General features: G+C 60.4%; 19 protein-coding genes and 2 pseudogenes. 8 read left to right on the top strand and 13 right to left on the bottom strand.

Annotation, left to right across the window (positions count from 1 at the left end; genetic code table 11):
* The 4 genes and pseudogenes from AB6809_RS35075 to nthA all read right to left on the bottom strand — a co-directional run.
* Positions 1–182 (bottom strand): annotated as a pseudogene (locus tag AB6809_RS35075) (hopanoid biosynthesis associated radical SAM protein HpnJ); the annotation flags it as partial.
* A gap of 1,471 nt (positions 183–1,653) precedes the next feature.
* Positions 1,654–2,001, bottom strand: a complete 348-nt coding sequence (locus AB6809_RS35070) for a nitrile hydratase accessory protein (protein WP_307251970.1) — start codon at positions 1,999–2,001, stop codon at positions 1,654–1,656.
* A gap of 22 nt (positions 2,002–2,023) precedes the next feature.
* Complete coding sequence (gene nthB, locus AB6809_RS35065; protein ID WP_307251968.1) at positions 2,024–2,695, bottom strand: nitrile hydratase subunit beta; 672 nt, start codon at positions 2,693–2,695, stop codon at positions 2,024–2,026.
* Entirely contained in the window at positions 2,692–3,354 is a 663-nt protein-coding gene (gene nthA / locus AB6809_RS35060) for a nitrile hydratase subunit alpha (RefSeq protein WP_307251966.1), read from the bottom strand. The genes nthB and nthA overlap by 4 nt, the downstream gene beginning before the upstream one ends.
* A gap of 651 nt (positions 3,355–4,005) precedes the next feature.
* Here nthA and AB6809_RS35055 point away from each other — a divergent pair.
* Together AB6809_RS35055 and AB6809_RS35050 are read left to right on the top strand one after the other, a co-directional pair.
* Entirely contained in the window at positions 4,006–5,427 is a 1,422-nt protein-coding gene (locus tag AB6809_RS35055; RefSeq protein WP_371028421.1) for a cytochrome P450, read from the top strand.
* Between the two features lie 225 nt (positions 5,428–5,652).
* Positions 5,653–6,750 carry an IS5 family transposase gene (locus tag AB6809_RS35050; protein WP_371028422.1) on the top strand — a complete coding sequence of 366 codons (1,098 nt, stop codon included), beginning with the start codon at positions 5,653–5,655 and terminating at the stop codon, positions 6,748–6,750.
* A gap of 315 nt (positions 6,751–7,065) precedes the next feature.
* Here AB6809_RS35050 and AB6809_RS35045 read toward each other — a convergent pair whose 3' ends face one another.
* From AB6809_RS35045 to AB6809_RS35030, 4 genes are read right to left on the bottom strand one after another with little or no spacing between them, the layout of a single operon-like run.
* Positions 7,066–7,761: a hypothetical protein gene (locus AB6809_RS35045; RefSeq protein WP_307251960.1), complete on the bottom strand. Its 696-nt coding sequence runs from the start codon at positions 7,759–7,761 to the stop codon at positions 7,066–7,068.
* Between the two features lie 29 nt (positions 7,762–7,790).
* Positions 7,791–8,684: a fumarylacetoacetate hydrolase family protein gene (locus AB6809_RS35040; RefSeq protein ID WP_307251957.1), complete on the bottom strand. Its 894-nt coding sequence runs from the start codon at positions 8,682–8,684 to the stop codon at positions 7,791–7,793.
* Between the two features lie 9 nt (positions 8,685–8,693).
* Positions 8,694–9,506 carry a 2-keto-4-pentenoate hydratase gene (locus AB6809_RS35035; RefSeq protein WP_371028419.1) on the bottom strand — a complete coding sequence of 271 codons (813 nt, stop codon included), beginning with the start codon at positions 9,504–9,506 and terminating at the stop codon, positions 8,694–8,696.
* Between the two features lies 1 nt (position 9,507).
* A complete protein-coding gene (locus AB6809_RS35030) occupies positions 9,508–10,314 on the bottom strand; it encodes an IclR family transcriptional regulator (protein ID WP_371028418.1) in 807 nt (268 codons plus the stop codon).
* Between the two features lie 86 nt (positions 10,315–10,400).
* Between AB6809_RS35030 and AB6809_RS35025 the strand changes: the two genes are divergently transcribed.
* From AB6809_RS35025 to AB6809_RS35005, 5 genes are all read left to right on the top strand, one after another.
* Positions 10,401–11,834: an MFS transporter gene (locus AB6809_RS35025; protein ID WP_371028417.1), complete on the top strand. Its 1,434-nt coding sequence runs from the start codon at positions 10,401–10,403 to the stop codon at positions 11,832–11,834.
* 132 nt (positions 11,835–11,966) lie between these two features.
* On the top strand, positions 11,967–12,419 hold the full coding sequence (locus AB6809_RS35020) for a cupin domain-containing protein (protein ID WP_371028416.1): 453 nt from the start codon (positions 11,967–11,969) through the stop codon (positions 12,417–12,419).
* A gap of 178 nt (positions 12,420–12,597) precedes the next feature.
* Complete coding sequence (locus AB6809_RS35015) at positions 12,598–13,431, top strand: shikimate dehydrogenase (RefSeq protein WP_371028415.1); 834 nt, start codon at positions 12,598–12,600, stop codon at positions 13,429–13,431.
* 125 nt (positions 13,432–13,556) lie between these two features.
* Positions 13,557–14,576 (top strand): Gfo/Idh/MocA family protein, encoded by a 1,020-nt coding sequence (locus tag AB6809_RS35010; RefSeq protein WP_371028414.1) that lies wholly within the window; start codon positions 13,557–13,559, stop codon positions 14,574–14,576.
* A 21-nt stretch (positions 14,577–14,597) separates the two neighbouring features.
* Positions 14,598–15,653, top strand: coding sequence for an alpha/beta fold hydrolase (locus AB6809_RS35005; RefSeq protein WP_371028413.1), 1,056 nt, complete (start codon positions 14,598–14,600; stop codon positions 15,651–15,653).
* A 316-nt stretch (positions 15,654–15,969) separates the two neighbouring features.
* Here AB6809_RS35005 and AB6809_RS35000 read toward each other — a convergent pair.
* From AB6809_RS35000 to AB6809_RS34980, 5 genes and pseudogenes are all read right to left on the bottom strand, one after another.
* Positions 15,970–16,227: pseudogene (locus AB6809_RS35000) on the bottom strand (TolC family protein); the annotation flags it as partial.
* A gap of 154 nt (positions 16,228–16,381) precedes the next feature.
* A complete protein-coding gene (locus AB6809_RS34995; RefSeq protein ID WP_371028412.1) occupies positions 16,382–17,851 on the bottom strand; it encodes a patatin-like phospholipase family protein in 1,470 nt (489 codons plus the stop codon).
* 141 nt (positions 17,852–17,992) lie between these two features.
* On the bottom strand, positions 17,993–19,942 hold the full coding sequence (locus tag AB6809_RS34990; protein ID WP_371028411.1) for a DUF3604 domain-containing protein: 1,950 nt from the start codon (positions 19,940–19,942) through the stop codon (positions 17,993–17,995).
* 42 nt (positions 19,943–19,984) lie between these two features.
* Positions 19,985–21,013 carry a HupE/UreJ family protein gene (locus AB6809_RS34985; RefSeq protein WP_371028410.1) on the bottom strand — a complete coding sequence of 343 codons (1,029 nt, stop codon included), beginning with the start codon at positions 21,011–21,013 and terminating at the stop codon, positions 19,985–19,987.
* The gene (locus tag AB6809_RS34980) at positions 21,010–21,915 is read right to left on the bottom strand and encodes a peptidyl-prolyl cis-trans isomerase (RefSeq protein ID WP_371028409.1); all 906 of its coding nucleotides are present in this window, start codon (positions 21,913–21,915) and stop codon (positions 21,010–21,012) included. The genes AB6809_RS34985 and AB6809_RS34980 overlap by 4 nt, the downstream gene beginning before the upstream one ends.
* 699 nt (positions 21,916–22,614) lie before the next feature.
* On the opposite strand from AB6809_RS34980, the gene AB6809_RS34975 reads away from it, so the two are divergent.
* Entirely contained in the window at positions 22,615–23,103 is a 489-nt protein-coding gene (locus tag AB6809_RS34975; protein WP_371028408.1) for a PliI family lysozyme inhibitor of I-type lysozyme, read from the top strand.
* Positions 23,104–23,862: the final 759 nt, after the last annotated feature.

The following is a 23,862-nucleotide window of genomic DNA, read 5'->3' as shown; positions in this document are numbered from 1 at the left end:
GCCTCGACGGACAGGCCGTCGGCGGGTGCATCGAGCACGCGGCTGTCGGGCACGAGCGCGGCGGGTTGCGCAAGCCAGGTCGGATACCAGAACGAGCGGACTTCGCGCTTCGCCTGATAACGCGAGCCCGCGCCGCCATCGAAGCCGTCGTACGACGGCGCCTGCAAGAACAGAGTTTTCATGGACGCTCCAGCAAGCCTGAAAGGACGCTTTCGGTTTTCTGTCGGGAGCCTGTCGGAACTGGAACTCGGGATGGCGAGCGCGACGGCAGACTCGCGCAGATAGTACGGAGCAAAGCTGAAGGAAACCTTAAACAGAATGCTCGGCGCGACGCTGTCCGGGCACGATGAGCGCGTTGAAATTCGCTTTGCACGCGGAAGCATTGCCCGGGAATGAGCCGGGTGATGGTGCGTCCAATTGTGTATGCTGAACCGTCCGCTTGCCTTCTACTGCTTTCTGCTACTAGACGTCATGTATGGACCTGCCGCACCTGAAGGTACGCGGATTAAGCTTGAGGTGCGGCAGGTCCATACATGATGTCTAGCAACAATTGAGCGATCGCGTTTTTTGTTATCAGAGACGCATCGCGACGCGACAGTCATCGTCAGCTAACGATCGGTTACCGCGTCACGAAGTCGTTCACGGTCAGCCGCAGGGTTTCGTCGGGTCGCGCAAGTAACCTTAGTGGAGCGACCGCGGCAATGCGGTTGCTACTGCATTCGAATATCTTGCGTGTGCCGGCCGCGTCAACGTCAGGCGGCAGCCAAGACTGTTCTTCGAGTGTGTCGCGTACAGCCGCAGCTTCGGCCTTGCGCCTGCGGATCGGCAGCGTGAAAACCACAACGCGTCCGTACGGCGAGACGGCGGCCGCACGATCAGGCGCCCGATCTGCCGCGTCGTCCGCCTGAGCCGGTCGGCAGCACGTCTGTTCGGGTGCCGCTCTTGCTGGACAACATCCACGTCGCATCAACTATTTTCAGAAACCCATTCCCAATGGCCGATCTTATTCAGACTCTCGGACGGCAACATGAGAATCCACCGGTCAACGCCGGTACTGCGTACTGAGCTTTCCGGCTGGCGCACCGTGAGTGATGGATACATTTGCTCCTTCTGACGCAGTCGGGCGCCTCGTGCGAGACGCGCCTGCTAGCGCAAGACGTAACTGGCTTAAAACCTCCGCGCTTGTCGACAATCAGCGCGGCGGCCGGCTGCAACCAAGAAAGTGGTTGATTCTCGTCGTTGTGCGGTGCGGCTAACGAACCATTCATTCCAGTTCGTGACGGCATCCGAACTGCTGTGAGACTGTTGATTGTCCGTAGTTCCGTGTCCAACCTTGGGTGTCAGATATTCCCGCGAAAGCTGAGGCGCGGGATGCCCGGGCTGGGTCGCAAGTTCACGTCCGCTTGGGCGCTCGACCGTGTCCCGGCGGGAAGGTCCGTTATCTGACCGGAACGGTCCTCTGAATGGCTATTAGGACGAGGGCCAACGGTTGCAGTTGGCCGGAGCCCGAGGCACGACCACTCGCGGAGAGCAATCCCGAAACATGGCATTACAGGGCAGCGCCCTCCGGAGGGCGCCCGACTCACTGCGGCAGCGGCAGAGTGCTACAAGCGCGCCGTACAAAGTCCTCTGAAAGGCGTACGAGGTGCAAAGTCACTGAAGCTCAATCGGCTGCCCATGCGGAGTACGGCGCGCAGCGACGTCCCACGCGTTCCGACCCTGCAGGAGCATGTGCTTCGTCACCATTCCCTTAATGGTGCTGATGCGCTCCAGCGCCGCCAGCCAGTAACTATAGTAACTATTGCCACCGTCCGGATCGCCAGCTGCCTGCGCATCGCAAATCGCCCCATTCAGACATTCTGCCCATTCCACCCAGGTGAATATGCCGCGCTCGTGCAAGGCCAGCGTCATAGCGAACGCTTGGGCTTCCCATGGTGCACTGAAAACAGGTCCAGCGTCGTCGCACGGCAATGCCGGCAAGGCGGTGCGCAATTCAGGCATGTCCGGGCGCGCGGAAGTCATGTCAGAGAGGTGCGGCGCTCGGGTAGTCGAGATACGGTTCCCAACAGTCGACGAAGACTGATGCCGCTGACGTATCCGTCCCCCAGAGTTCAGCGGCATCAAAGCGCACCGTGTACAGCCATTGCGGTCGCTCGCCGAGGCCGATCGCGTTGGCATCGGGGAAAACGTGCGTGCCATGCACGACGACAATTCGGCCCCGTCTGCCGCGACAATAGCGCGGCAGACGGGTATGCGTGCGTGGATTCAGCTGACGGGTCTGCACCGTGTCGCCCACCGTAAAGCGTGCGCTGTCGGCCGCAGGGCGATCGACGGGGCTACCTCGGAGCAGCGCGGCGTTCACCTCATCGGCTGCCAACACTCGCCGGATTGTTACCGCCGCACGCATCGACTTGCCGGCCCCGATTTCGTCCGCCGTCGCCAGCCCTGTCCTTAGCAATAGCTTCACCAGTCCTTCGAACCATATCTCGTAGTAGCTGCTGGAGAGGTATTGTGCAGGCGGCAAACTCTCCCGCGCGGCACGAGTCATGTCGATGTTCCACTTACCGACTGCACCCATCGCCAGCGTAATCGCCAGCACCCGGCGCTCCCACTCTGCGTGAAAGACAGATACGTCGGCTTCCGGCCGTATCGGGCCGAATGCCTGCATGCCGCCGAGGTCTTGCGCGCCGTTCATGCGGGCTCCCGTTTGCACTCCGGTAGCTTCGGCAAACCTGTGCCGATCATCGAGTCACGTGTCACCAGTTCAGCCAGCGCCTTTTCGGAGAAGTCATTGGTCCCCGGAGGCTGCATGGGCAACACCAGATATCGGATCTCCGCAGTGGAGTCCCACACGCGAAACTCTACTTCGGCGGCCAATTCAAAGCCGAACTCCTTCAGAACATCTCGCGGATCGATGACCGCGCGCGACCGGTACGGCGCCGACTTGTACCAGACGGGCGGAAGTCCAAGCACCGGCCAGGGATAGCACGAGCACAAGGTGCAGACCACCATGTTGTGCACCGCGGGCGTGTTCTCAAGCACAACCATGTGTTCACCCTGCCTGCCGGTGTAGCCGAGCGAAGCGATCGCGGTGGTAGCGTCTTCAAGCAGCCATTGCCTGTACGCCGGCTCGCGCCACGCCTTGGCAACCACGCGCGCGCCATTGTGCGGCCCGACCTTGTGCTCGTATGTCTCGATAAGGATATCGAGGGCATGGAGATCGACGTACCCCTTCTTTACCAGCAAGGATTCCAGCGCACGGACACACAACTCGATCTCCGACAACGCACTACCGTCATGGTGGTGAGCGCCGTCGTGCGATTGCTCATGCAGGTTGCCCTTGGAATCGCCCATTGAAGTTCGCCCGGAAGATTGCCCGACGGAATGAGTATGGTTGCTGCAGGACGCAAATCCAATCCGGCCGGTACACCCGCCGGCGTGCTGTGCGCGGCTCAATCGTGCGACGGGGAAAGAACGTTCGCCGTTAGTGACGATGGACGGCCCTGTATAGCTGCGGTGGGTTTCTCCGGGAGCAGGTTACGCCTCCGGCACGCAGCGGTCGGTCCCGATGCTGGTGAAAAAGTCGCTCCACGGCGTGTTTAATCCGAGGGCGAAAAATTCGCCCTCCAGATGGGCCTAAAACCGCTCGCGAGCATCAGTTAAGGTAAGAAGACCCCTGAAAACTTTGTGAGAAAGACCGTCAGCGATTTTTCTCGATAGCATCAGTCCCATTACGGCCCGTCGACCGGGCGCGACATCTTCGTCGACTCGTCGCAACGGGCAGTATGGCGATTGGCTCTTGCCACTATTCGTCATCGTCCTCATACATCGGTTGGAGTTTTAGTGTGGGCGTCGGTGGCGAAGCAGAAAGGCGTAAGCGGATTACATAAAGGCTGTTAGGAGAGACCTGCAATTCGACGCATGGCCTATCCTCGTATAGCGCGTTGTCGTCGAAACGATGACGAACTTTATAGCATTGCCCAGGTTTCCAGACGGAGACGAAACATGGCTATTGCGTCGACGGGGACCTTGAAGGTACGTGAAATTTCCGATCTTCCTGCGCCTCGAGGCCTCCCGCTGATCGGTAATGCGCACCAGTTGACGCCATCGCGCGCGCATCTCATTCTGGAGCGATGGGCGCAGGAGCTTGGCACACCCTATCGTTTCCAGATCGGCTCACGGCCTGTGACGGTCTGGGACGACACGGAACTGTGTCATTCGATCATGCGCGAGCGACCGAGCGGATATCGGCGGTATTCGCCGATTGAAGAGAATCTTGACGAGATGGGCAGCAACGGCGTGTTCTCTGTCGAAGGAGCCGCATGGGAGCCGCAACGAAAGCTGGTGATGCAGGCCCTTTCCGTAGCGCATATCAAGGCGTTCTATCCCACCCTGGCGGCCATCACTGAGCGGCTCAGAGTACGGTGGGAACGTGCGGCGCGTGGGGACCGCGTGGTCGAGATGACTGAAGATCTCAAACGCTATACGGTCGATGTCACCAGCGCGCTCGCGTTCGGCGACGATCCCGGAACTCTTGAGCAGGACGGCAACGTCATTCAGAAACATCTGGCGTTGATTTTCCCCATGCTAATGAACCGCATCAACGCTCCGTTCCCCTATTGGCGATACATCAAACTGCCGCGAGATCACCGCCTCGATCACGCGTTGGCGGAAGTACATCGCTATGTGCGCTTGACGATGAATCGTGCGCGCGAGCGTATTCGAGACCGGCGCGAGGAACCTGGCAATTTGCTTGAAGCCATGCTGCAGTTTCGCGATACACCGGGCTCCGGGGTTACCGACGATGAAGTAGCAGCCAACGTGCTGACGATGTTGCTCGCGGGTGAAGACACCACGGCGAATTCGATCGCGTGGGCGCTTCTTTACCTGAGCTCCGACGATGCGTTGCAGAGCCGCGTTTCAAACCGGTCACGCACCGTACTAGGAGCCGCTGGCGTGTGCCCGACCTATGAAACACTCAAGACGCTCGACTTGTGCGAGGCCGTGTGCACCGAAGCCAGTCGGTTTAGGCCAGTGGTTCCCGTTCATGCATTTGAGCCGCTGCAGGACGTCGAGCATCGCGGGATTCACTTGCCTGCGGGTTCCAGGATGTTCTTCCTGACGCGCCCTTCCATGCTCGACGCGAGCAATTTCGAGCATCCGGACAAATTTGACCCGGAGCGTTGGATGCATAACCGAACACCGCAGCGGGGAGCGCACGAGACGCGTGCGCATTTGCAGTTTGGCGGGGGCCCGCGAGTATGTCCTGGTCGGTATCTTTCGACGGTCGAAATGCGGCTTGTTATTTCGATGTTATCGGCCGGGTTTATTTCGCGGCTTGCCGTCGATGCAAGTTCTATTCGGGAAGTGACCGCATTTACGATGGTGCCCAGCGCAATGCCAATGCGGCTTTGCCTACGACAATAAGTGTCCGCTAGCACTACTCGTGTCTCGCCTCACGCAGCGCCGTTGATCGTCATTCCCTGACGCCTTGTTCAGCGAGAGCTCGGTGCCGGTTAAGTGCGCAGGCATTGAACGGCTCAGGACGACCCATAGCAGGCTGTTGAATTTGGATCCCGTGTAAACGGGGTTTGAGGGACGGGCGTTATGGATATCGTGTTCATGATCTTTGGCAGCGATGCGATGCGCGGAATGGATGAGATGCAGGAACCCCTATTCACGACAGTCAAGCTCGAGGACTTCGTCCCGGCGGATCACCCGTTGCGACCGATCCGATTGCTGGTGAATGACGCGTTGAAACGGCTCAACGGGCTGTTCAGCGTCATCTACGCGGACACTGGCCGTGCCTCTATTGCGCCTGAGAAGCTGATGCGGGCGCTGCTGTTGCAGGTGTTCTACTCGGTGCGCAACGAGCGCATGCTGATGGAGCAGATGCGCTACAACCTTCTGTTCCGCTGGTTCGTCGGGCTGGCGACTGAAGACGCCGTGTGGGACCACTCTGTGTTCTCGAAGACCCGCGACCGGCTGCTGGAACATGAAGTAGTAGAAGCGTTCTTCACCGAAGTCATGAGCCTGGCGGACAAGCGGGGCTTGCTGTCGAGAGATCATTTCTCGGTGGACGGCACGCTGATTCAGGCGTGTGCCAGTCACAAGAGCTTTCGCCGCAAGGACGGCCCGGACGATGGTCCGCCAGCCGGTGGTGGCCACAACGCCGACACTGACTGGAAAGGCGAGCGACGCGGCAATGCCACGCACGAGTCGACCACCGATCCGGAGGCGCGGCTGTTCAAGAAGAGCGGCAAGAGCCCGGCCATCCTGTGCTATCACGGGCACATCCTGATGGAGAACCGCTCGGGGCTGGTGGTCGGCGCCGTGGTCAGTCACGCCGATGGGTTCGCCGAGCGGGCCAGCGCCTTGCGATTGCTCGATTGCCTAACAGGCGGTCATGCGAAGACAGTCGGTGCCGACAAGGCGTATGACACTCGTGACTTCCTGAACGATTGCCGCGCTCGCAATGTGACACCACATGTCGCGCGCAACGACGATCGCCAAGGTGGTAGCGCGATCGACGGTCGCACTTCGCGGCATGCGGGCTATCGAATCAGCCAGATCATCCGCAAACGTATCGAAGAGCATTTCGGCTCTGGTAAAACGGTCGGCCGGATACGTCAAACCGTCTATCGCGGCATCAGGCGCGTCGACCAGCATTTCAAGCTGACGATGGCCGCGAGCAATCTGACCCGCATGGCGCGAATGCCAGGCGTGGTGCCGCAAGGGGCGACGCGATGAGCCGCCACGGCATGAAGACTGCGCGCCACAAGGGCTGCATGCGTGCGCATGCCCTGCGCGGATCGCGCGGCAAACCGGTAATTCAGCGGGAAATTGCACGCGCAAGTCTCCTGGACATAGATTCGGTCGTCATGACGGGGCGCTTTTCAACAGCCTGATAGGCGACGCTCGCACTGCCGTCGTCTCAAGGTCGGCTATCGGATGGTAAGCCGCCCGTCGCACCGACGCGCGGCAGCAGCGGTTCCTGCGGCAGACAGACTGGGGGGTAATCCCGCAGTGCCGCTGCCTCTTGCTTCGGAACGTGAGAGGGACAGGTTATCCTGCGCTCCACGGCGTCTTGCAGCGCGTGTACTCAAGTTGGTAAAGCGTGGACACAGGCGTAGCTGGCCCGACGTCGGGCAAAGCCGCAAGTCCAGCATTGAAAGCGTCCGCCGCTGAACGGACCCGTTCAGCGCGGCATCCTTCGATCAAGACGATCCATGTCGGTACTTGTGTGCCTTCAGAACGTGCCCGCTTTTCCGCTGTCTCTACTTTGCTGACCGCCTCGTCGGCCAGGCAAAGATGGACTCCCGTGATGCCGGCCATCTCGACAAGCAGTGGCAGGACGTGCTGACGCAGACCTTTGACGACGCCTGTACGCGCCGCGGACGGCAGGTCAAAACGTACCGTCACAAGACAGGCACCCTGTCCGACACCGTCGGAATATGCTACATGACAGATCGAGCGGGCTACGCTCCGAAATGAGGGGACGACCTGCTTCGTCCACGGCGTCGGCGAATTCAGCCGGAGGAGATAGTCTTGCGCGCCGAGCACCTCTACGGTGTCGGCTTCATAGAGATTGAAGTACTCGGGACCCGCATCGAGCGCAATGTAGCGCCGCCCGCGCCTGAACCCAGGAATGCCGGCGCGTTCCGGCATGTGCTCACGGTTGTGCCACTCGTAGAATTCATCCTTCGCTTCCGGCAGCAGATCATGCCAGATTGCGACGACGCCTGTCCCAGCAAGGCTCATGTCTTTTCCTGTTTGCAGGTGAAGTTGTTTTATCGTGCCGACGGGTACCCGCCGCGGCTCCACGCCGCGCCAAGCGATTCCGAATACTGCACAATGTTTTGCGTTTGCTCGCCAAGTCCGCTACCGCCTAAGGTCATCGTATCGCCCACTTTCAGAAAGACGGGCGGTTTCTGACCAAGGCCTACGCCCGGTGGAGTCCCGGTGATAATGACGTCGCCCGCCATCAGTGGCATGAAGCGGCTGAGATACGCCACAATATGCGCGACGTTGAAGATCATCGTTCGTGTGTTGCCAGTCTGACGACGTATACCGTTGACGTCGAGCCACAGGTCAAGTACTTGCGGGTCGGGGACTTCATCACGCGTCACGAGCCAAGGCCCGAGTGGTGCAAAGGAGAAGCTGCTTTTGCCCTTGGTCCACTGGCCTTCACGTTCGAGCTGATATGCGCGCTCGGAAACGTCATTGGCAAGGCAGTAACCCGCTACATGTTCCAGCGCGGTTGCTTCGTCGATCTGCCAGGCGGGTGTACCGATCACGACGCCCAATTCCACCTCCCAATCCAGTTTTTGCGCGTCTGTCGGCAAGACAACCGGATCGTTCGGTCCGCTGATGGAGCCCGTATGTTTATTGAACACAACAGGTTCCCGCGGAATCGGCGTATTTGTTTCGGCGGCATGATCTGAGTAATTCAGACCGATGCAGACAAGGTTGCGGACGCTGCCAACACAAGCGCCAAGCCGCGTGCCCGTCTCCACGACAGGAAGGCTGTTGAGGTCGAGTCGGCGCAGCTTTGCCAAGGCGACTGGCGAAACAGTCGTTCCATTGATGTCATCGACAATGCCGCTGAGATCACGGATTGCTCCGCTCGAGTCAAGTACGCCGGGCCGCTCGTGACCAGGGTTGCCAAAACGGACAAGACGCATTAAGTACTCCTATTCGGAAAAGATAAAACGAATTGGCAAGATACCAAGAGCACCGAATCCAATCTGCAACTGACGACCAAGCGGCAACTCGAGCACGCCCGCGTAGGAGCCGGTTATCACTGCTTGCCCGGCTTGCAGCCCAAGGCCGCGTTCGCGCAGAAAATTGGCTAGCCACACAATCGGCGAGAGGACATTGCCATCTGGGTGTCGGCCTTCAAAACTAACCGGAGTTTCGCCGGCGGCAGCCAGACTGATGGTGAATTCGGCAGGAAGGTTGTCCGGCCTCATGCCACCAATGAAGTCCACCCGCGGCCCGATGAAAAGCCCGGCATTGAACAACCCGTCCGCCAGCAATTCGGGAAATGTCAGCGACGCAGGATGCGAGTAACGGCTGCCGAGCAATTCGAGCGCGAGGTGAACGTCACCTAAAGCATCGAGCACCTCGGCTTCGCCGTAGGCGTGCCTTCTTGCCGGTAGGTCGCGCTTCAGAAAGCAGGCGATTTCGGGCTCTGCCTTGACGGTAGACTGCACCGAACCCGCGCTGAAGTGGCATTGCGCGGTGCGATAGATCGAGTCCGCGTAGATCGGTGCGGCGATGACCTTGCCCGCCGGCGGAAGCGCGCATTTCCATGCGCCGATTCTGCGCTCGAGGACATCACTCACCTTTCGCTGGATCGCGAAGCCCTCGTCAACCGTTGAAGGTTGTAGTTTGACGGGGAGGCGCTCGAGTTGCGTCCCTTGACGGCGAGCTGCCACGAGGAGGTTTGCTGCCTCCTCATGCCACGAGGCCACTTGCTGAGACTCATGCGATGAATTCGGCATCTCAGGCCGCCTCGTTGACGTGTGCATCGACGCTCTGTCGCGGCCAGACGGCCCCCAGTTTTTCCGAGCCTTCGCGCAGTAGCGCATGAAAAGCGTCGTAATGCGTCGGCGGTATGCGCAAGACCGGCCCAGCGATACTCATTGTGCCGACCACCGCCCCGTCAACGAGCGAACGCACGGTCACAGCCATCGCGACGACACCGGGCTCCGCCTCCTCGACGACCAGACCATAGCCACGTTTCCTCGTCAGTTCGAGCTCCGGTATCAATTGGTCGACGCTTTTAATCGCCTTCGATGTCCCTGCGCCGTTTCGCTGGCCGAGCCCGCCACGCAATGCCAGCCCGATTGCTTCGTCGTTGGACATCGCCGCCAACCACACCTTTCCGACCGATGTGGCATGCAAGGCGATGGGACTATGCATGGACGGCGAATACATCAGACCGGGCGCCGCGCCTTGGGACGCAGCAAACCAGGCAAGAGTCCCTTCGTTCACCACTGTCAGCCGAACGAGCTCGTGGCACTGGGCGGCGACCTCGTCGAGGATCGGCTGCACCAGGCCGGGTAGCCCGAGTCCGTGCAGGTACCGCTGACCGAGCAAAGAGAGCTTCAAAGTGAGGCGGTACTGCGAGGTCTGTTCGTCCTGTTCGGCCCAGCCCTGCTCGCACAATTGCGCAAGCACGCGGTGCGCGGGGCCTTTCTCGAGCTCCAGCTCAGCGGCGATATCGGACATGCGCATCCAGCGCGCCTCCCGTGCGAGCAACTCGATCGCCTGAAGCGATCGGTCAACGGCTCCCTTGACAACTCTCATGATGTAGGTAATATGGTTCTTACTGGAACGGTGTTACAACAATAAAGAACGAGCGCCGGAAAGTCAATCCAAGACGGAGACAAATCATGAGTGGAAGCACCCAGGTTGACGCCCATCGCCAGCGCCAGTCGAAGATAGCTGCGGCTAGCGGCTGGATTGGCTCAGCACTTGAGTACTACGACTTCTTCATCTACGCGACCGCAGCGTCATTGCTCTTTCCGCAGCTCTTCTTCCCCTCGCACAACCCGACCGTTGCCATCATCGCATCACTGGCGACCTTCGGTGTTGGCTACGTCGCCCGACCCATAGGCGCGATGGTGCTCGGCCATGTCGGCGACCGGCACGGCCGCAAGACGGTGCTGATTTTTTGTATGTTTTTGATGGGCATTTCGACGATGGGCGTCGGACTCTTGCCCACGTATCAGCAGGTCGGCATCTGGGCTCCGGTGATGCTCGTCACGCTCCGGCTTATTCAGGGGTTCGCCGTTGCGGGAGAGGTCTCCGGCGCCAGCTCCATGATTCTCGAGCATGCGCCGTTCGGTCGGCGTGGCTACTTTGCGAGCTTCACGCTCCAAGGGGTGCAAGCCGGGCAGCTCCTCGCGGCAGCGGTCTTCCTGCCCATCGCGCATTTCCTACCGAAGGACCAGTTCACTTCCTGGGGATGGCGCATTCCGTTTCTGCTCAGCTTTGTCGTCATCATCATGGGGTACATCATTCGCCGCCAGGTTGATGAAACCCCCGCTTTTCGCCAGGAGCAGGCCCACGGCGAAGTACCCTCCTCACCGGTTGTCGAGGTCCTCCGACAGAGTTGGGACGATGTCTTGCGCGTAATCTGCATGGCGCTCGTCGCGGTCATCGCGCTTCTTGCTACGGTGTTCGGCGCCGCATATGCAGTCCAGCCGGCCTACGGTATCGGCTTTCCTGTTGGTGTCTTTCTTTGGATCCCGGTTCTTGGAAATATCTGCTCGGTCATCCTGATTCCCTTCGTTGGCAACCTCTCCGACAAGATCGGTCGCAGGCCGCCCGTGCTTGCGGGCGTGCTCAGCGCTGGGCTGCTCTCCTTCGCATACCTGTACGCCATCAGCATCCATACTCTCTGGCTCACGATGATTCTCTCGGTGCTGATGTGGGGCATCGCCTACCAGGGCTTCAACGGTGTGTTCCCGAGCCTTTTCCCAGAACTATTCCGCACGCGGGTGCGCGTGACGGGGATGGCCATCGGACAAAACGTTGGGACGACGCTCGCAGCGCTTACGCCGACACTCTTTGTCGCCGTCGCGCCTCCCGGCACCGCCAACATTCCGCTGAAGATCGGTTGCCTGACGCTCGGCATCTGTCTTGTCGCTGCATTCGCTGCTTTCACTACCCGGGAGACGTATCGGATCCGCCTCAACGATCTTGGTGACCGCAGTGCAGTCCCCGTACCTAAAGCCGAGTATGAGCGCTCGCGCGGCGAAGCGATGGCCGGACGAGTCAATACCGCCGAAGCGCAGGACCTCGCGAATCACGCGCGCTCGTAACTATTTTGGTCTGGCCGACTGGTTGCTACCAATGTGTCGGTGCGACCTGGCTTGAGCCGAACAGAAACGATGTAACCGCGGATGTAACCGCGGCGCTGGTGAATAGATTCACGCCGCACAAAGGAAATGCATATGCACAACGAAGACACTCCCCGCTATGACGGCCCGCGTCAGCTCGCGCAATCTCTAAGCGCGTTCGCGCGCATCAGCTCGGCCGAGGCGCCCTGGAACCAGGAGGGCTTGCGCGCCGATTCCGAGTACCGCGACCTCGGACTCGCCGCGGTGACCAACGGTCGCATCGGGGCGAAACACATTCGTGCGCTGAAGCCGTTCGCCGAACCGACGGGCTGGCACTGGCACGACATGACTGGACACTACCTGTATGTGCTGCGCGGATCGGTGACGTTCCGTTTTGCCGGTGTCGAAGGCGACGTGACGCTTCACACTGGTGACGGCCTGTCACAGCCCGCCGGCGTGCCGCACAACGTAATGTGGCGATCTGATGACCTCGAGGTCATCGAGATCAACGAGCCCGCTGTCTACGGGACCTGGGATCTGAACGTACCGCCGGCACCCTGGAAATGACAGCCCACAACCGCCAGGGTCTCCTCGGGTGTCATGACATCGCTCGCAGAGATCCAGCATTCGTCAACCAAGTGGCTCCATTCGGAAGATGTCGGTATCCGACATCCCCTTAATGCGCCACTGTTCCGAGCAGTCAGGTAAGACTGCGCCATCAGCCAACATCGAACACCACGCAGCTATGGATCCCTATATCACTGGAAAGACGCGACTCTATGGGTTAGTGGGCGATCCACTGACGGCAGCCAGGTCGCCACAATTGTTGAATCAGGTCTTCGCTGAACAGCGCGTCGACGCCGCTTGTGTTTCCTTCTGGGTGAAGGCGGAGCACCTGCCCGCCTTTGTTACCGGTGCACGAGCGATGGGCAACCTCTCCGGCTTGCTCGTCACCATGCCTCACAAACAACGGATGCTGAAATTTGTCGACGAACTGCATCCGACCGCTCGTCAGGTCGGCGCGCTCAACGTCATCCGCTGCGAACCAGACGGTCGCTGGATCGGCGCAATATTCGATGGCGTCGGCTGCGTTCTTGGAATGCAGTGGGAAGGCAACCATCCGGCGAATAAGTCGGTGCTTCTCGTCGGTGCCGGCGGCGCCGGGCGCGCCATCGCATTCGCGGTCGCGTCCGCAGGCGCAAGCAAGCTGACCATAGCCGACGTCGATGAACGTCGAGCTGGCGATCTTGCGGCATCGGTTGCTGCCGAAACCCGCTGCAACGCACGTTCGGGGCCGCCCGATCCGCACGGATTCGAAGTCGTGATCAATGCCACGCCGCTTGGCATGAAAGGGAAAGATGCCATGCCCGTTGATCCAGAGCGGCTCGCGCCCGGCACCATCGTCGTCGACATCATTAATGCGCCCGAGCCAACGCCACTTCGCCGCGCCGCGCACGCACGCGGTTGCCGTACCCAGGACGGGGGCCCGATGCATCAAGGGCAGGCTGTCCATGCACTCAGGTTTCTGGGATTCGATTACCGTCCCGATGGACGACCCGCACCGGACGGCGGTCTCTAATCAGCGCCGAGCAGGAACGCTGGATCGCCAGCTCAAAAAGCATAGGGCAAGCGCCTGAGGCAGACCGTTGCTATCCATTCGACTTCGAAGCACGAAGTCATGAGAAACATCAAAGGAGAACACGCATGAGAGTTGCTTTGCTGGAGGTCAGCCATTGGCATGTCCCGCTTTATCTCGATGCGCTGGAGGCGCCCGGAATTGAAGTGGTCGCGGTGTCGGATGCCGAGCATGTCAAGGGCGAGGCGATTGCCGCACGTTTCGGAAGCAAACTGTATTCGTCGACCTATGAGTTGCTCGAGCGCGAGAAAGTCGATTTCGCGTTTGTGTTCGGGCGGCATTCCGAAATGCCGGCGCTCGCTGAGGCCGTGATCGCAAGGAATATTCCCTTTGCGCTCGAGAAACCGTGCGGCGTCAACATGGCGCAGGTCACCCGACTTCGCAAACTGACCGAGGAAGCCAATCTCTATTGCGCAATACCGTTGATCTTCCGGATGAGCGAGTTGCTCAAGTCACTCGAAGATGCGGAGGGGCGTGTGCCGTCGGACTTCAACTACATGTCCTTTCGTTTCGTCGTGGGACCACCCAGTCGTTACGAAGCGGCGGGCGCCGGCTGGGCGCTCGATCCGGTATATTCCGGAGGCGGATCGACGATCAACGTGGCGACTCACTTCATCGACCTGTTCAGACTGCTTACTGGCAAGGAGGTCGCCCGAGTCTCGGCCACCATGAACGCAAGAACGCATCGCGGTGCTGTTGAGGATTATTCGCTGCTGACCATGCAGACCGAGGACGGCGTAATCGGCCTGGTGGAAACTGGATACAGCTTCCCCAGTACCGCCGACGAGCAGCGCGAATTCTCATTCACGCTTGCATCTGATCGTATATACGCGAAATCCGGCCCGGACCGAATCGAGATTCGCGACAGGAAGAACCTTTCCGCCGGCACGCGAAGCCGCCGCCTCCAGCTAGAAACCGACATTTATTACCCCTTGTTCGTCAAGCGGGTGCTCGCCGAATGCCGTAGTGGAGCAAGGCCAATCGCGTCGTTGCGCGACGCGGAACTCATGATGCAAGTCATGGATGCAGCCTACGCGTCAGCTCGCCAGGGGGGCGCGCTTCAAACCCTCCAGCCGATCTTTGGGTAAAGGATTCGTCGGATTCCACTCATGCTGCAAACAGATCATGGCGATACGGACGACTTTCCTGCGCCAAAGGAAGGCGACTGGATCGCACGAAATTTCCAGTTCAGCACCGGCGACGTGATGCCGGAGGTGCGGCTGCATTACCGCACCATCGGGGATCCGTCCGGCGAACCGGTCCTCATCCTGCACGGGACGAATGGCACCGGTGCCAGCATGCTGACACCTGACTTCGCGGGAGAGTTGTTCGGTCGTGGACAGCCGCTCGATGCCCGCAGGTATTTCATCATCCTTCCCGACGCGATCGGAACCGGCGGATCGTCCAAGCCCTCCGACGGACTGCGCACACGATTTCCGGCTTACAACTACGACGACATGGTGCTCGCGCAGTACAGGCTACTGACCGAGCACCTGAACATCCGGCACTTGCGCCTGCTGATCGGTAACTCGATGGGCGGCATGCACGCATGGATCTGGGGTGTGCGGTATCCGGATTTCATGGACGCGCTCGTGCCAATGGCGTCTCAACCGACGCAGATGTCGGGCCGCAACTGGATGCTGCGCCGCATGCTCATCGAGATGGTCCGGAACGACCCGGAGTATCGGGGCGGCGATTACACCAGCCAGCCAGGTTCGTTGCGCCTTTCCAACGCCTTTTTTGCACTGGCCACCAACGGTGGGACGCTCGCCTGCCAAAGAGCGGCGCCGACGATGGAGCTGGCCGACGAATACGTCAAGGCCAGATTGGCACAGCCGTTCACATTGGATGCCAACGACTTTGTATATCAGTGGGGTGCATCTCGGGGCTACGACCCGGCACGCAGCCTGGGAAGCATCAAGGCTGCGGTTCTCGCCATTAATGCCGCCGACGACGAACGCTATCCGCCGGAGACCGGCTTGATGGAGCGCGCGATGCTACTCATCACCAATGGCCGGCTACTTGTTATCCCTGCAAGCGTGGACACGTGCGGCCACGGCACCAGTGGGCTGGCTCGCTGGTACAAGCGTGAGTTGTACGAACTGCTACAAACGGCGCCGCGCACACGTTGGGTAACGCCAATAGGAGCAGCGATGAACATTTAGCGTTTTGATGGTGGGGCGAGGCCTGTGCTAAGGCCCCCTTGGCTGATCGACCCATGTAACAAAATCACGCTAATGCGTAAAGAGGAACGTCTGCAACGGTGAGACTTCGGTAATCGGCTTGCGGCAGGCGCAATTGGTGCAATGACCTGACCGACGGAAAGGGGGTCGACCTAGCTGTTCTCGGATGCCGAACGGTCACTTGCCCGTCGTGCGCATGTGCATTTTCAGGCACCGAAAACAGAAATCCGAGCTTGACTATCGGAGGAACCATCTGCAAACGAAAAACCCGACTGCAGCCAGCCCGGGTGCGGTGGTCCTATCGGCTTGCAACGGGCTCAGGATCGGCGGGTTGCCACCCTCCGCCGAGTGCCTTGAAAGCAGTGACCGCTGCGCGCCCCGATTCCGTTTGCGCCTGCACCCGCTCGTCGAATGCGCTGAGCAAGTTCTGATCCGCCTGCAGGACCTCAATCAGGCTGACGACACCTTTCTGGTAGGCCGCAAACGAGGCGGCTCGCGCCCGGCCCAGCTAGTTCACACCCTGCGCGAGAACGGCAGCCTGCTCCTCGCGCTTCAAACCCAAACGCGTGGGCGAGAGTCTCACCGACAAGTTCCGCTTACTTACTTTTTGTAACGACCTGGGCCACGATGACTATCGCTCGCCGTCAATCTGCCCGGGCGACGTCCGCGAAGAGTGGGCCACAAGCAGTGCAGGCTCGTTGCAGCGTCCGCTACTGCGCCGGGAGTACCGCTGCTGCCGACCCGTTGCCCATCGGGTCACTTACGATTTTTCCCCCGACGTCCTGCAGCAATCGCTGGAACTCGGGCGACGCCATGATGATCTTCCCCGCAGCGGCGCGCAGGCGGTCGACCGCCTCGGCCGACAGCGAGAACGACGTGGGCTGCTCATTCAGGTAATCGAGTTCCGCCTGGTCCGTCAACTGGGCGAACGACACGTCGATCGCATAGATCGTCGTGTCCGGCGTGCGCAGTTTCTTGGTTATGGCCGTATCGTTGTTGGCGGCGAAAGCAGGCGACTCGCGAATCCGGCGCATGGATTGCCACTGTGCCTGCTTGTCCCTCAACAGTTCAGTCGCCTCGTAGGAATAATGGTCGATCGGAACGCCCGCCGCTTTCACCAGTATCTGCAGAGTGCCTGGCGGGGATTCCGACTTGTCCCACACGGTCTTCGGCGTCGATACCGAGTTGACGACAAAGACGATGATCCTGCGTATATGATCGAGGGGCGTGGACTGACCGACTGACTGCAGCGCTTCCATGATCTCTAGCGAATCCAGCATGCTGCGCATACCGACGTTGTCCGAAACGCCGCCGTCCACGACATGGATGTATGGCCGGTTGACGCCGTCCCCGAACTCCGCCTCCTCTTTCAAATGGCGGGTCGCACGTGCCGCCGGCCGCGGAGGCTCGACCGAGTCGACAAACGGCTTGATCCAGGCGGGTGGCGCGTAGCCGCAAGTGCCGCCGTAATTGTTCAGCGTGATGGGCGAGAGCACCACCGGTACTGCCGACGATGCGGCCGCGGCACGGGAAAGGCGTATCGCACTCAGATCCGAGCAGAGCACGTCGAAGGTGGCCTGGGTAAAAGGCAGACGGGCCCCGGTGGAAATGTCAGTGGCCGATGCGATGATGAACGGGCCTTTCCCGCGATCAAGGTCGCCAAACGTCGCGCCGTTGAACAGGATCTCGTCGTATAGATCGGCCGCCAGTTCCGAACGACCCCAGCCGCTTGACCACAATGACGGCCAGTAGGTCGGGTTTAAAGTGCGTGAAGTGATCGCCCCCTGCACGTCGCGTTTGAGAAAGCGCTGCTCGTAGTCGTCGAAGAGCTTGTCACCGTAGAGGCCATAGGCCAGCGCGGTAAAGCTGCCGCCCGACACGCCGGTGATCACGCCGACATGATCAAGCAGGCGTGACTTGCCTTTCGGTCCGACGACCTGGGTATTCCGTAGAAACTCGAGGACGCCGTACGAGAACGCGGCGGCGCGTGTGCCGCCGCCCGAAAAGGCAAGCACCACCAGGTTTTCATCGGCCGTCGAATACTGCGGGCGCGTGACGAATCGGTAGCCGGTATTCGGATCGGCGTGGGTAATCGGCGGGTTGATCGGACGGCTGGCGCAGCCGCCGAGCAGGAGCAACAACGCAAGTAGCAGCCATGGTGGAGTCGGCAATCGAATCACGGGTCCTCCGGATCGCTTCATACAGCTTTCACTTCTATCGGTTCCCCGGCCCTCGGATCTTATGTGCGTCAGCTTCGGGTTCGCTTCCGCCGCTATCATGCCGAGGGCGAGCCGCTTCGGAAGGGCAAGCGGGCCGACTCTTCAGGACCGCGGCGTGTACCAGATCGGCGATGTGTAGGCGCGCTCCTGGATAGTCATTGGTACTTCAGGCGGCAACCTGACCTTGAAGTACTTCGCGTCATAGGCGGTCCAGCGCGGTGTCGGTATTTCGATCACACGGGCATAGTAGAAGGCTCGCAACCCGGCGTCGAAATCCGGATCGCGCCAAACTGTGATGAGTTCTGGGTCGCCGATCGAGTTGCTGTAGGTGGCGTTTGGCACGTCTACGGTGTTGCCCACGGCCGGCAGCTTACCGTCGGCACCAGGCGTTCGCTTGTCAGACCACACGACGTCGTAGACCTTCTCCTGCAATTCGCCCCGTCTGTCCAGCCAGCCCTTGACAATCTGGATGCGGTCGAGATTGGCGCCGATCGGATCCTTCAGCGCCGCTACCATGAAGGTTGGCGCCTTGCCCTTCGGCGCGTCGCGCAGGTCGCCGCCCATCGGCACGCCCTTGCGGTAGCCGATCGCGGCCGGCATGCGGGTCTTCGCGTCGGCGGCTTCGAAGTCGAAGCCGCCGAAGAAGCGCACCACCATGCGCGGACCCGTGGTCGCGTAAACCTCCTTGCGCTGCATGGCGTCGAAGATCGATTCGCGGGTGTTCTCGCTGGCCCAGACCGCCGCATAGCCCGACGAACTCTGCTCCCAGCCCATGATGACAGCCTTGTCAGTCTTCATGAAAGGGTGCATCGCGCGGTCCTTGCCTGGTTCGGAGCTCGAGGTCTTGCCGAAGAAATTGTCTTCCTCCACCGCCGTAAGTCCGGTATGTGCATCGGTCGAGCCGACCATGCCGAACTTGTACGGATTCACACCCAGCTTTTCTTCGAGCTTGAGCCCGGTCTTCAAGGCCGAACGTGCGTATTCGTACTGCAGCATCTCCGGCTTCTTGAGTTCGCTCAGGTCGAGATTGCCCTTGTCCCAGCGCTCGAAATTGGCAAACTCGTCGTTGGGAGACAGGAAAGGATGGGTTTCACCGTCGCCCTTGATCTGAGTCGCTTCATAAAGCCGCTCCCAGCGCGCACGCGTCTCCGCGTAAGCGCGATCGATCGGCTTGCCGCCGAACGACTCGATGACGGGGAACATGCGCCCATTGCTCAGGTTGCCGTTGTGAGCAATGGCCAGCAAGTTGCCGCCCGTCTTCTGCTCGTAGGCCGCCATCCATTTCCACAGATCGCGCGGGTTGTCGCTACCGAGCGGAGGAAGGACAGTGAAAGGTTCAACCATGCTGGCGCGCCGGCCGTCATCGCGAAATATCACGTTGCGGTGCAGGTTGTTGCCACCAGTGTTGGAGCTCCATTCGTAGCCGATGAAGGCGGTGAAGCGGCCCGGGTCATTCGCCTCTTCAGCCGCCTTGATCGTCTCGCGCCAAGCCGAGCGGTACGGTGTGCTGCCAGGGCTGTAGAGCAGCGCTGGCGGGAACTTTCCCTGCGAGAAAGCGACGATGATCTCCATTGCAGCGTCGCCGCCCTTTCCCTCCTGCACCATGTTGAACCACCGGCGTCCGGTCGGATCGGCCAGCATTTCCGGCTTGCCGGCGAGCAAGTCGGGGAAGAAGCCCATGTTGTCGGAGTGATCGGTTACTACAAGGAAGTCGAGCGGACGCGACAGCTTCGCGCGCTGCCCGCTGGAAGCGGTGACCTCTTCGCCCTTCGCGAAGCGGTAGGCCTCTTTCGGCCCGAGACGGGCGCCGAAAGCGCCGGCATCCATCGAGAACGATGTGTGCAAATGGGTGTCGCCGAAGAAAGGACGCGTCGGAAAACTGCGCCCCGCGTAGGGCGAGTACGGGGCAGAAGGAAAGGCTTTCTCTGCGGCTTCATGATCGAGGGTGCCGACGTCAGTAGCCGACGGGGCGGCGGCTGCAGCGCTCCGCCCGAGCGGCAGCGTGGCGAAGGCGACCATCGCTGCAGTTGCGCAAAGCTTACGCGTGCTCATGCTGCTCTCCAGTTATCGCATTGCTCGCCAGGCATCCATGCGTCAGAACGTTGCCACGCGCTGGATGACCCAGAACATGGCCAGCGTGCCGATGGCATAGGACGGAAGCGGCGCCAGCCAATGTGGCGCTCCCCAGCGAATCCGGCGAGCAAGCGCCATTACGACGAGCACGGCTGCGATAAAGCTCAATTGCCCAGCCTCAACGCCAACGTTGAAGGTCAGCAGCGCAAGTGGGATGTCCACCTGCGGTAGCCAAACCTCGGCCAGCGCGCCAGCGAAGCCGAGACCATGCAGCAGACCGAAGACGAACGCCACCAGCCAGGGCCGACGGGCAGTGAAACCTGGGCCCGACGTGACGGCCGCACCCCGCCGGTGGCGCTGCGCGATTTCGGTGGCCACGAATACGATCGACAGCGCGATGACGGCCTCCACCGGTGCCTGGGCCACGTGCACGATGCCGAGCGTGGCGAGCGCAAGTGTGATCGAATGGGCGACCGTGAATGCTGTCACCGTCTTCACCAGCCTCGCCCCGCCCTTGACGATGAGCATCAGTCCCAACACGAACAGCAGGTGATCCACACCTGTCAGAATGTGCTCGACGCCGAGTGCGAAATAGCTGGCCGCCACGTCCCAGGCTGATGTGCGCTCGGCCACGACCAGAACCGGCCCGGTTGGCTTAAGCAATTCGGTCTGTACTCGGCCGTCGAGGAACTGGATGCGCACCAGCACGTCGGTCATCGTAGTAGCCAGACCATCGATCTTGATACGTTGACCGGCAAGGCCGCCCCTGCAATCGACTAGCCGGCGCTCGATTGCGAAATGGCCTAGCAGCTCACGGCTCGGCGCCGAAGCATCGATACAGCGATCCGGCCAGACCGGAGCAAGCCCGAACACCTGCTCGCCCACCTGTGGGAGCTTGAGTAGTACAACAAAGCGTGAAGGTGTCGACTCCGTTATCTCGAGATAGGCTGGACGCACTTCATGCGCCAAAAGCGGCATCGCGTGCGCACACACAGCCGCCGCGAGTAACAATCGGATTGCCCACGACGATAGAAGGGCGCCCGACTTCATGGCTTCGGTGTGTCATTTACGACGATGGTGTAGCGGGCGCGCAACCGGGCCATGGCTTGCGCATTGAGCTCACGCTGCTGTTCTTCGGCCCAGTCGGCCCGCAAGCGACGATCGAAGTCGGCGGCGTCTTCGCCCGGCGGCTCGCTGCAAGCTTCCAGTCGCACCAGATGCCAGCCGTAACTCGATCGAAACGGACCGGCCCAGGACCCAACGGGTAGCGCCGACGCGGTGGTGACAGCGCTCGCGAAGTCCGGACCGAAAAGATCGCGCAACTGCGTCCGGCTCTGTGCGGTCTGGCGCAGGTCGAGTAGCGAGGGATCGCCGAGGGTTTTCGCTCCGATGTCGCCTGAAGCATCGCGCAGCACCGACAAGGCCTCCTTGGCGTCAAGTTCGGCGCGCTCATGACGGCTCGCTGTGCTGAAGTAGATGTGCTCGAAGGTCCAGCGCGGACCTTGCGAATAGCGATGAGCGTTCTGGCTTCGATATGTCGCCAGGTCCTCGGCGGTCGGTTCGCGCAGCGCTGCGACATCTTGCAACAGGAACTGTGCTTTCTGCGCAAGGCGGCGCCGCACTACCGTATCGTCCCGGTCCAATCCGAGCGCGAGGCCTTCACGGTAAAGGAGTTCTTCATTGATGCGATCGTTGAGCAGCGCCTGCATCTCAGCCGCGCTCGGGGACCGACGCCATTGCGCTGTAAAACCGAGCCGCAGGTGGTCGATGTCCCCGCGCATGAGAATTACCTGGCGCGAATCCCCCGACGCCGCGCGCTTTGGCTGCAGCAGCGCGTAAAGGCCGAACAGCACGGCGCCCAATATCAGGAAGTGGACGAAGGGCTCCTTCAGCGGTCGTACGGTGAGCAGCCGAACATATGCCCCTGTCATTGCTTCCTCTGCCTTTTTCAATGGTTAGTCTTCAGCATGGCAACTCGTCCTCAGTGCGGGCTGCCAAAATTAACTGGACCTTGGGTTTCGCGCCTGCCGTTCTCGACCGCCAGATCAGCCGGCATCAACCGGCGTTAGCCGAAGCTAACCGGTGCACAAGGTCGCTGGACTGCTGTTGCAATGCGAGCCGTCGCATGCACGAGTGGTCTCGGAGAAGGCAATTACTTTTTTCAATCTACATGCGATACTGGGTTCGCACCATGAGACTTTGGCCCTACGTCTGTCCGCATCTTCACGAACCGAAGAGGATTGGTTCATGGCTGCGCAGCCGTAAGCGCAGTAGCTTCACTGAGTGGGGGAGCATTGAAGCTTGGCCCTAGATCGAATTGGCCCGAAGCCGCTGGTTTGACGCGACCGCAGTGGAGTTGTGCCCGCGTCGTGCGATCAACTGCGGCAGCCAGACGCTCTGTACGTCAGTCTCACCTTTGAGGAGCCGAGTAAGCTTGAGCACCATGCATCAACCGTCAGCAGGACTGTTGCGTTGGTGCAGTTGCAGCTGTATTCAGCCATACCGCCGCTACCGTATCGCATCATGAGGGCGTCGTCGTCCCACATGACCGCTCCGACCAATACAATGAAACATTCAAAGTACTCAGGACGACATCTCCGAAAGAGGCACACACTTACCATCCCAGGTGATATCAAACGCCGACTCCATCCATGAAACGTTACGCCAGCGTTGCCCTGTTCTGTGCCTCACTCTCTGGCGCCCCGGCCTTCGCTTCCGGCGACTGCCAATTCCTGAAAAAGGTCACTCTGCCCGAGAGACAAACCGCCGTTATAGCCACTGGCGATCTGGAAGCCTGCTCACTGGGCAGTTATAGCGTGCGTATCTACTCATCGGAAAATGTCCAACTCGGCGATGACACGACTTTTTACAGGTTCGGTCTCCTGCATGAACGCGATGGCACAGTTGAAGACGCGTTTCTGGCCAACCTGGGGCCAAGTGCGCCAGCATCCTTGATCGTCAAGATCCGATCAGTAGGCAGCGGCGGCCATGTGAGCGCCCGCGCCTACGTCGTTAACAAAAACGGCATTCATGCGGTGGCCGCGATACGCGACCAGCGACCGCAGACCGATGTTGTGGCTGCTCTAAAAAAGCAACTGTCGACAAGACCGAAGCCACGCGCCGGCTTGTCGACAAAATGAAAACAATGGACAGATCACAGGGCGAAGACGATCTGACGCATGCTGATTAAGCCTGGCCAAAAAACGTTGTCGAACTGCACGCATGCATGGCTTACCGGTTTCGGGAAACTATCTTTCCGCTCCTACGAGCGCGGTCCACTTTTGGGCCTAGAACCGATGATAACCGTCGGGCTCAAACGACGGCATGACAGCACAATCCGGACTATTTATGTCGGGTCGACTCGGGCCCTAGGCCGCGCTCGGTAGTGGTCACTCGCTGAGCGCGGGACACAACGCGTTGCGGACCATCTATAACAGCTCAGTACCCCACCAACCAACTGACGAGCGAACGGCCGTTGTACCTTGGACGCCGCCATTTAGATAACGCCGGGTCGAAGGGCTGTTGTGGGTCGGGCTGCGTCGGTCCGCTCTTCAAACTGATCGCTTGAAAGCGGCCAGTGGAATTTAGCTCCCCGGAAGCGGCCAGTCGGCAGTGCGAACTCCCGACCCGAAGCTGCCTGATGACATTCCCAAGGTCGATGACAGCTCTGGGATCAGATAGCGACCGTTCCGACTGCGGGCTCCTCCGTCAAACTTCATATGTGACGCAAATCACAACAGCCCGCGCGCCCACTCAACCCAAGCTTTAACTTCCCTTTCCCCTCGCATACACTTGATTCGCGCCACGTTACTCGTCGCGGGGCACAAGGAGCACAACCATGACTCCCTGGGAAATCCAAGGCACGGAACTGATAAACTGCAATTGCTCATACGGTTGCC

Origin of the sequence: Paraburkholderia sp. RCC_158, assembly GCF_041355255.1 — a bacterium.
Lineage (GTDB): Bacteria > Pseudomonadota > Gammaproteobacteria > Burkholderiales > Burkholderiaceae > Paraburkholderia > Paraburkholderia graminis.
Note: the sequence above shows the minus strand (reverse complement) of the source record. Positions and strands in the feature narration are given on the sequence as shown.

Coding starts and splice junctions, on each gene's coding strand:
- AB6809_RS35070 (WP_307251970.1), bottom strand. CDS start 2,001: ATGCCTGAATTGCGCACCGCCTTGCCGGCATTGCCGTGCGACGACGCT.
- nthB (WP_307251968.1), bottom strand. CDS start 2,695: ATGAACGGCGCGCAAGACCTCGGCGGCATGCAGGCATTCGGCCCGATA.
- nthA (WP_307251966.1), bottom strand. CDS start 3,354: ATGGGCGATTCCAAGGGCAACCTGCATGAGCAATCGCACGACGGCGCT.
- AB6809_RS35055 (WP_371028421.1), top strand. CDS start 4,006: ATGGCTATTGCGTCGACGGGGACCTTGAAGGTACGTGAAATTTCCGAT.
- AB6809_RS35050 (WP_371028422.1), top strand. CDS start 5,653: ATGGATGAGATGCAGGAACCCCTATTCACGACAGTCAAGCTCGAGGAC.
- AB6809_RS35045 (WP_307251960.1), bottom strand. CDS start 7,761: ATGAGCCTTGCTGGGACAGGCGTCGTCGCAATCTGGCATGATCTGCTG.
- AB6809_RS35040 (WP_307251957.1), bottom strand. CDS start 8,684: ATGCGTCTTGTCCGTTTTGGCAACCCTGGTCACGAGCGGCCCGGCGTA.
- AB6809_RS35035 (WP_371028419.1), bottom strand. CDS start 9,506: ATGCCGAATTCATCGCATGAGTCTCAGCAAGTGGCCTCGTGGCATGAG.
- AB6809_RS35030 (WP_371028418.1), bottom strand. CDS start 10,314: ATGAGAGTTGTCAAGGGAGCCGTTGACCGATCGCTTCAGGCGATCGAG.
- AB6809_RS35025 (WP_371028417.1), top strand. CDS start 10,401: ATGAGTGGAAGCACCCAGGTTGACGCCCATCGCCAGCGCCAGTCGAAG.
- AB6809_RS35020 (WP_371028416.1), top strand. CDS start 11,967: ATGCACAACGAAGACACTCCCCGCTATGACGGCCCGCGTCAGCTCGCG.
- AB6809_RS35015 (WP_371028415.1), top strand. CDS start 12,598: ATGGATCCCTATATCACTGGAAAGACGCGACTCTATGGGTTAGTGGGC.
- AB6809_RS35010 (WP_371028414.1), top strand. CDS start 13,557: ATGAGAGTTGCTTTGCTGGAGGTCAGCCATTGGCATGTCCCGCTTTAT.
- AB6809_RS35005 (WP_371028413.1), top strand. CDS start 14,598: ATGCTGCAAACAGATCATGGCGATACGGACGACTTTCCTGCGCCAAAG.
- AB6809_RS34990 (WP_371028411.1), bottom strand. CDS start 19,942: ATGAGCACGCGTAAGCTTTGCGCAACTGCAGCGATGGTCGCCTTCGCC.
- AB6809_RS34985 (WP_371028410.1), bottom strand. CDS start 21,013: ATGAAGTCGGGCGCCCTTCTATCGTCGTGGGCAATCCGATTGTTACTC.
- AB6809_RS34975 (WP_371028408.1), top strand. CDS start 22,615: ATGAAACGTTACGCCAGCGTTGCCCTGTTCTGTGCCTCACTCTCTGGC.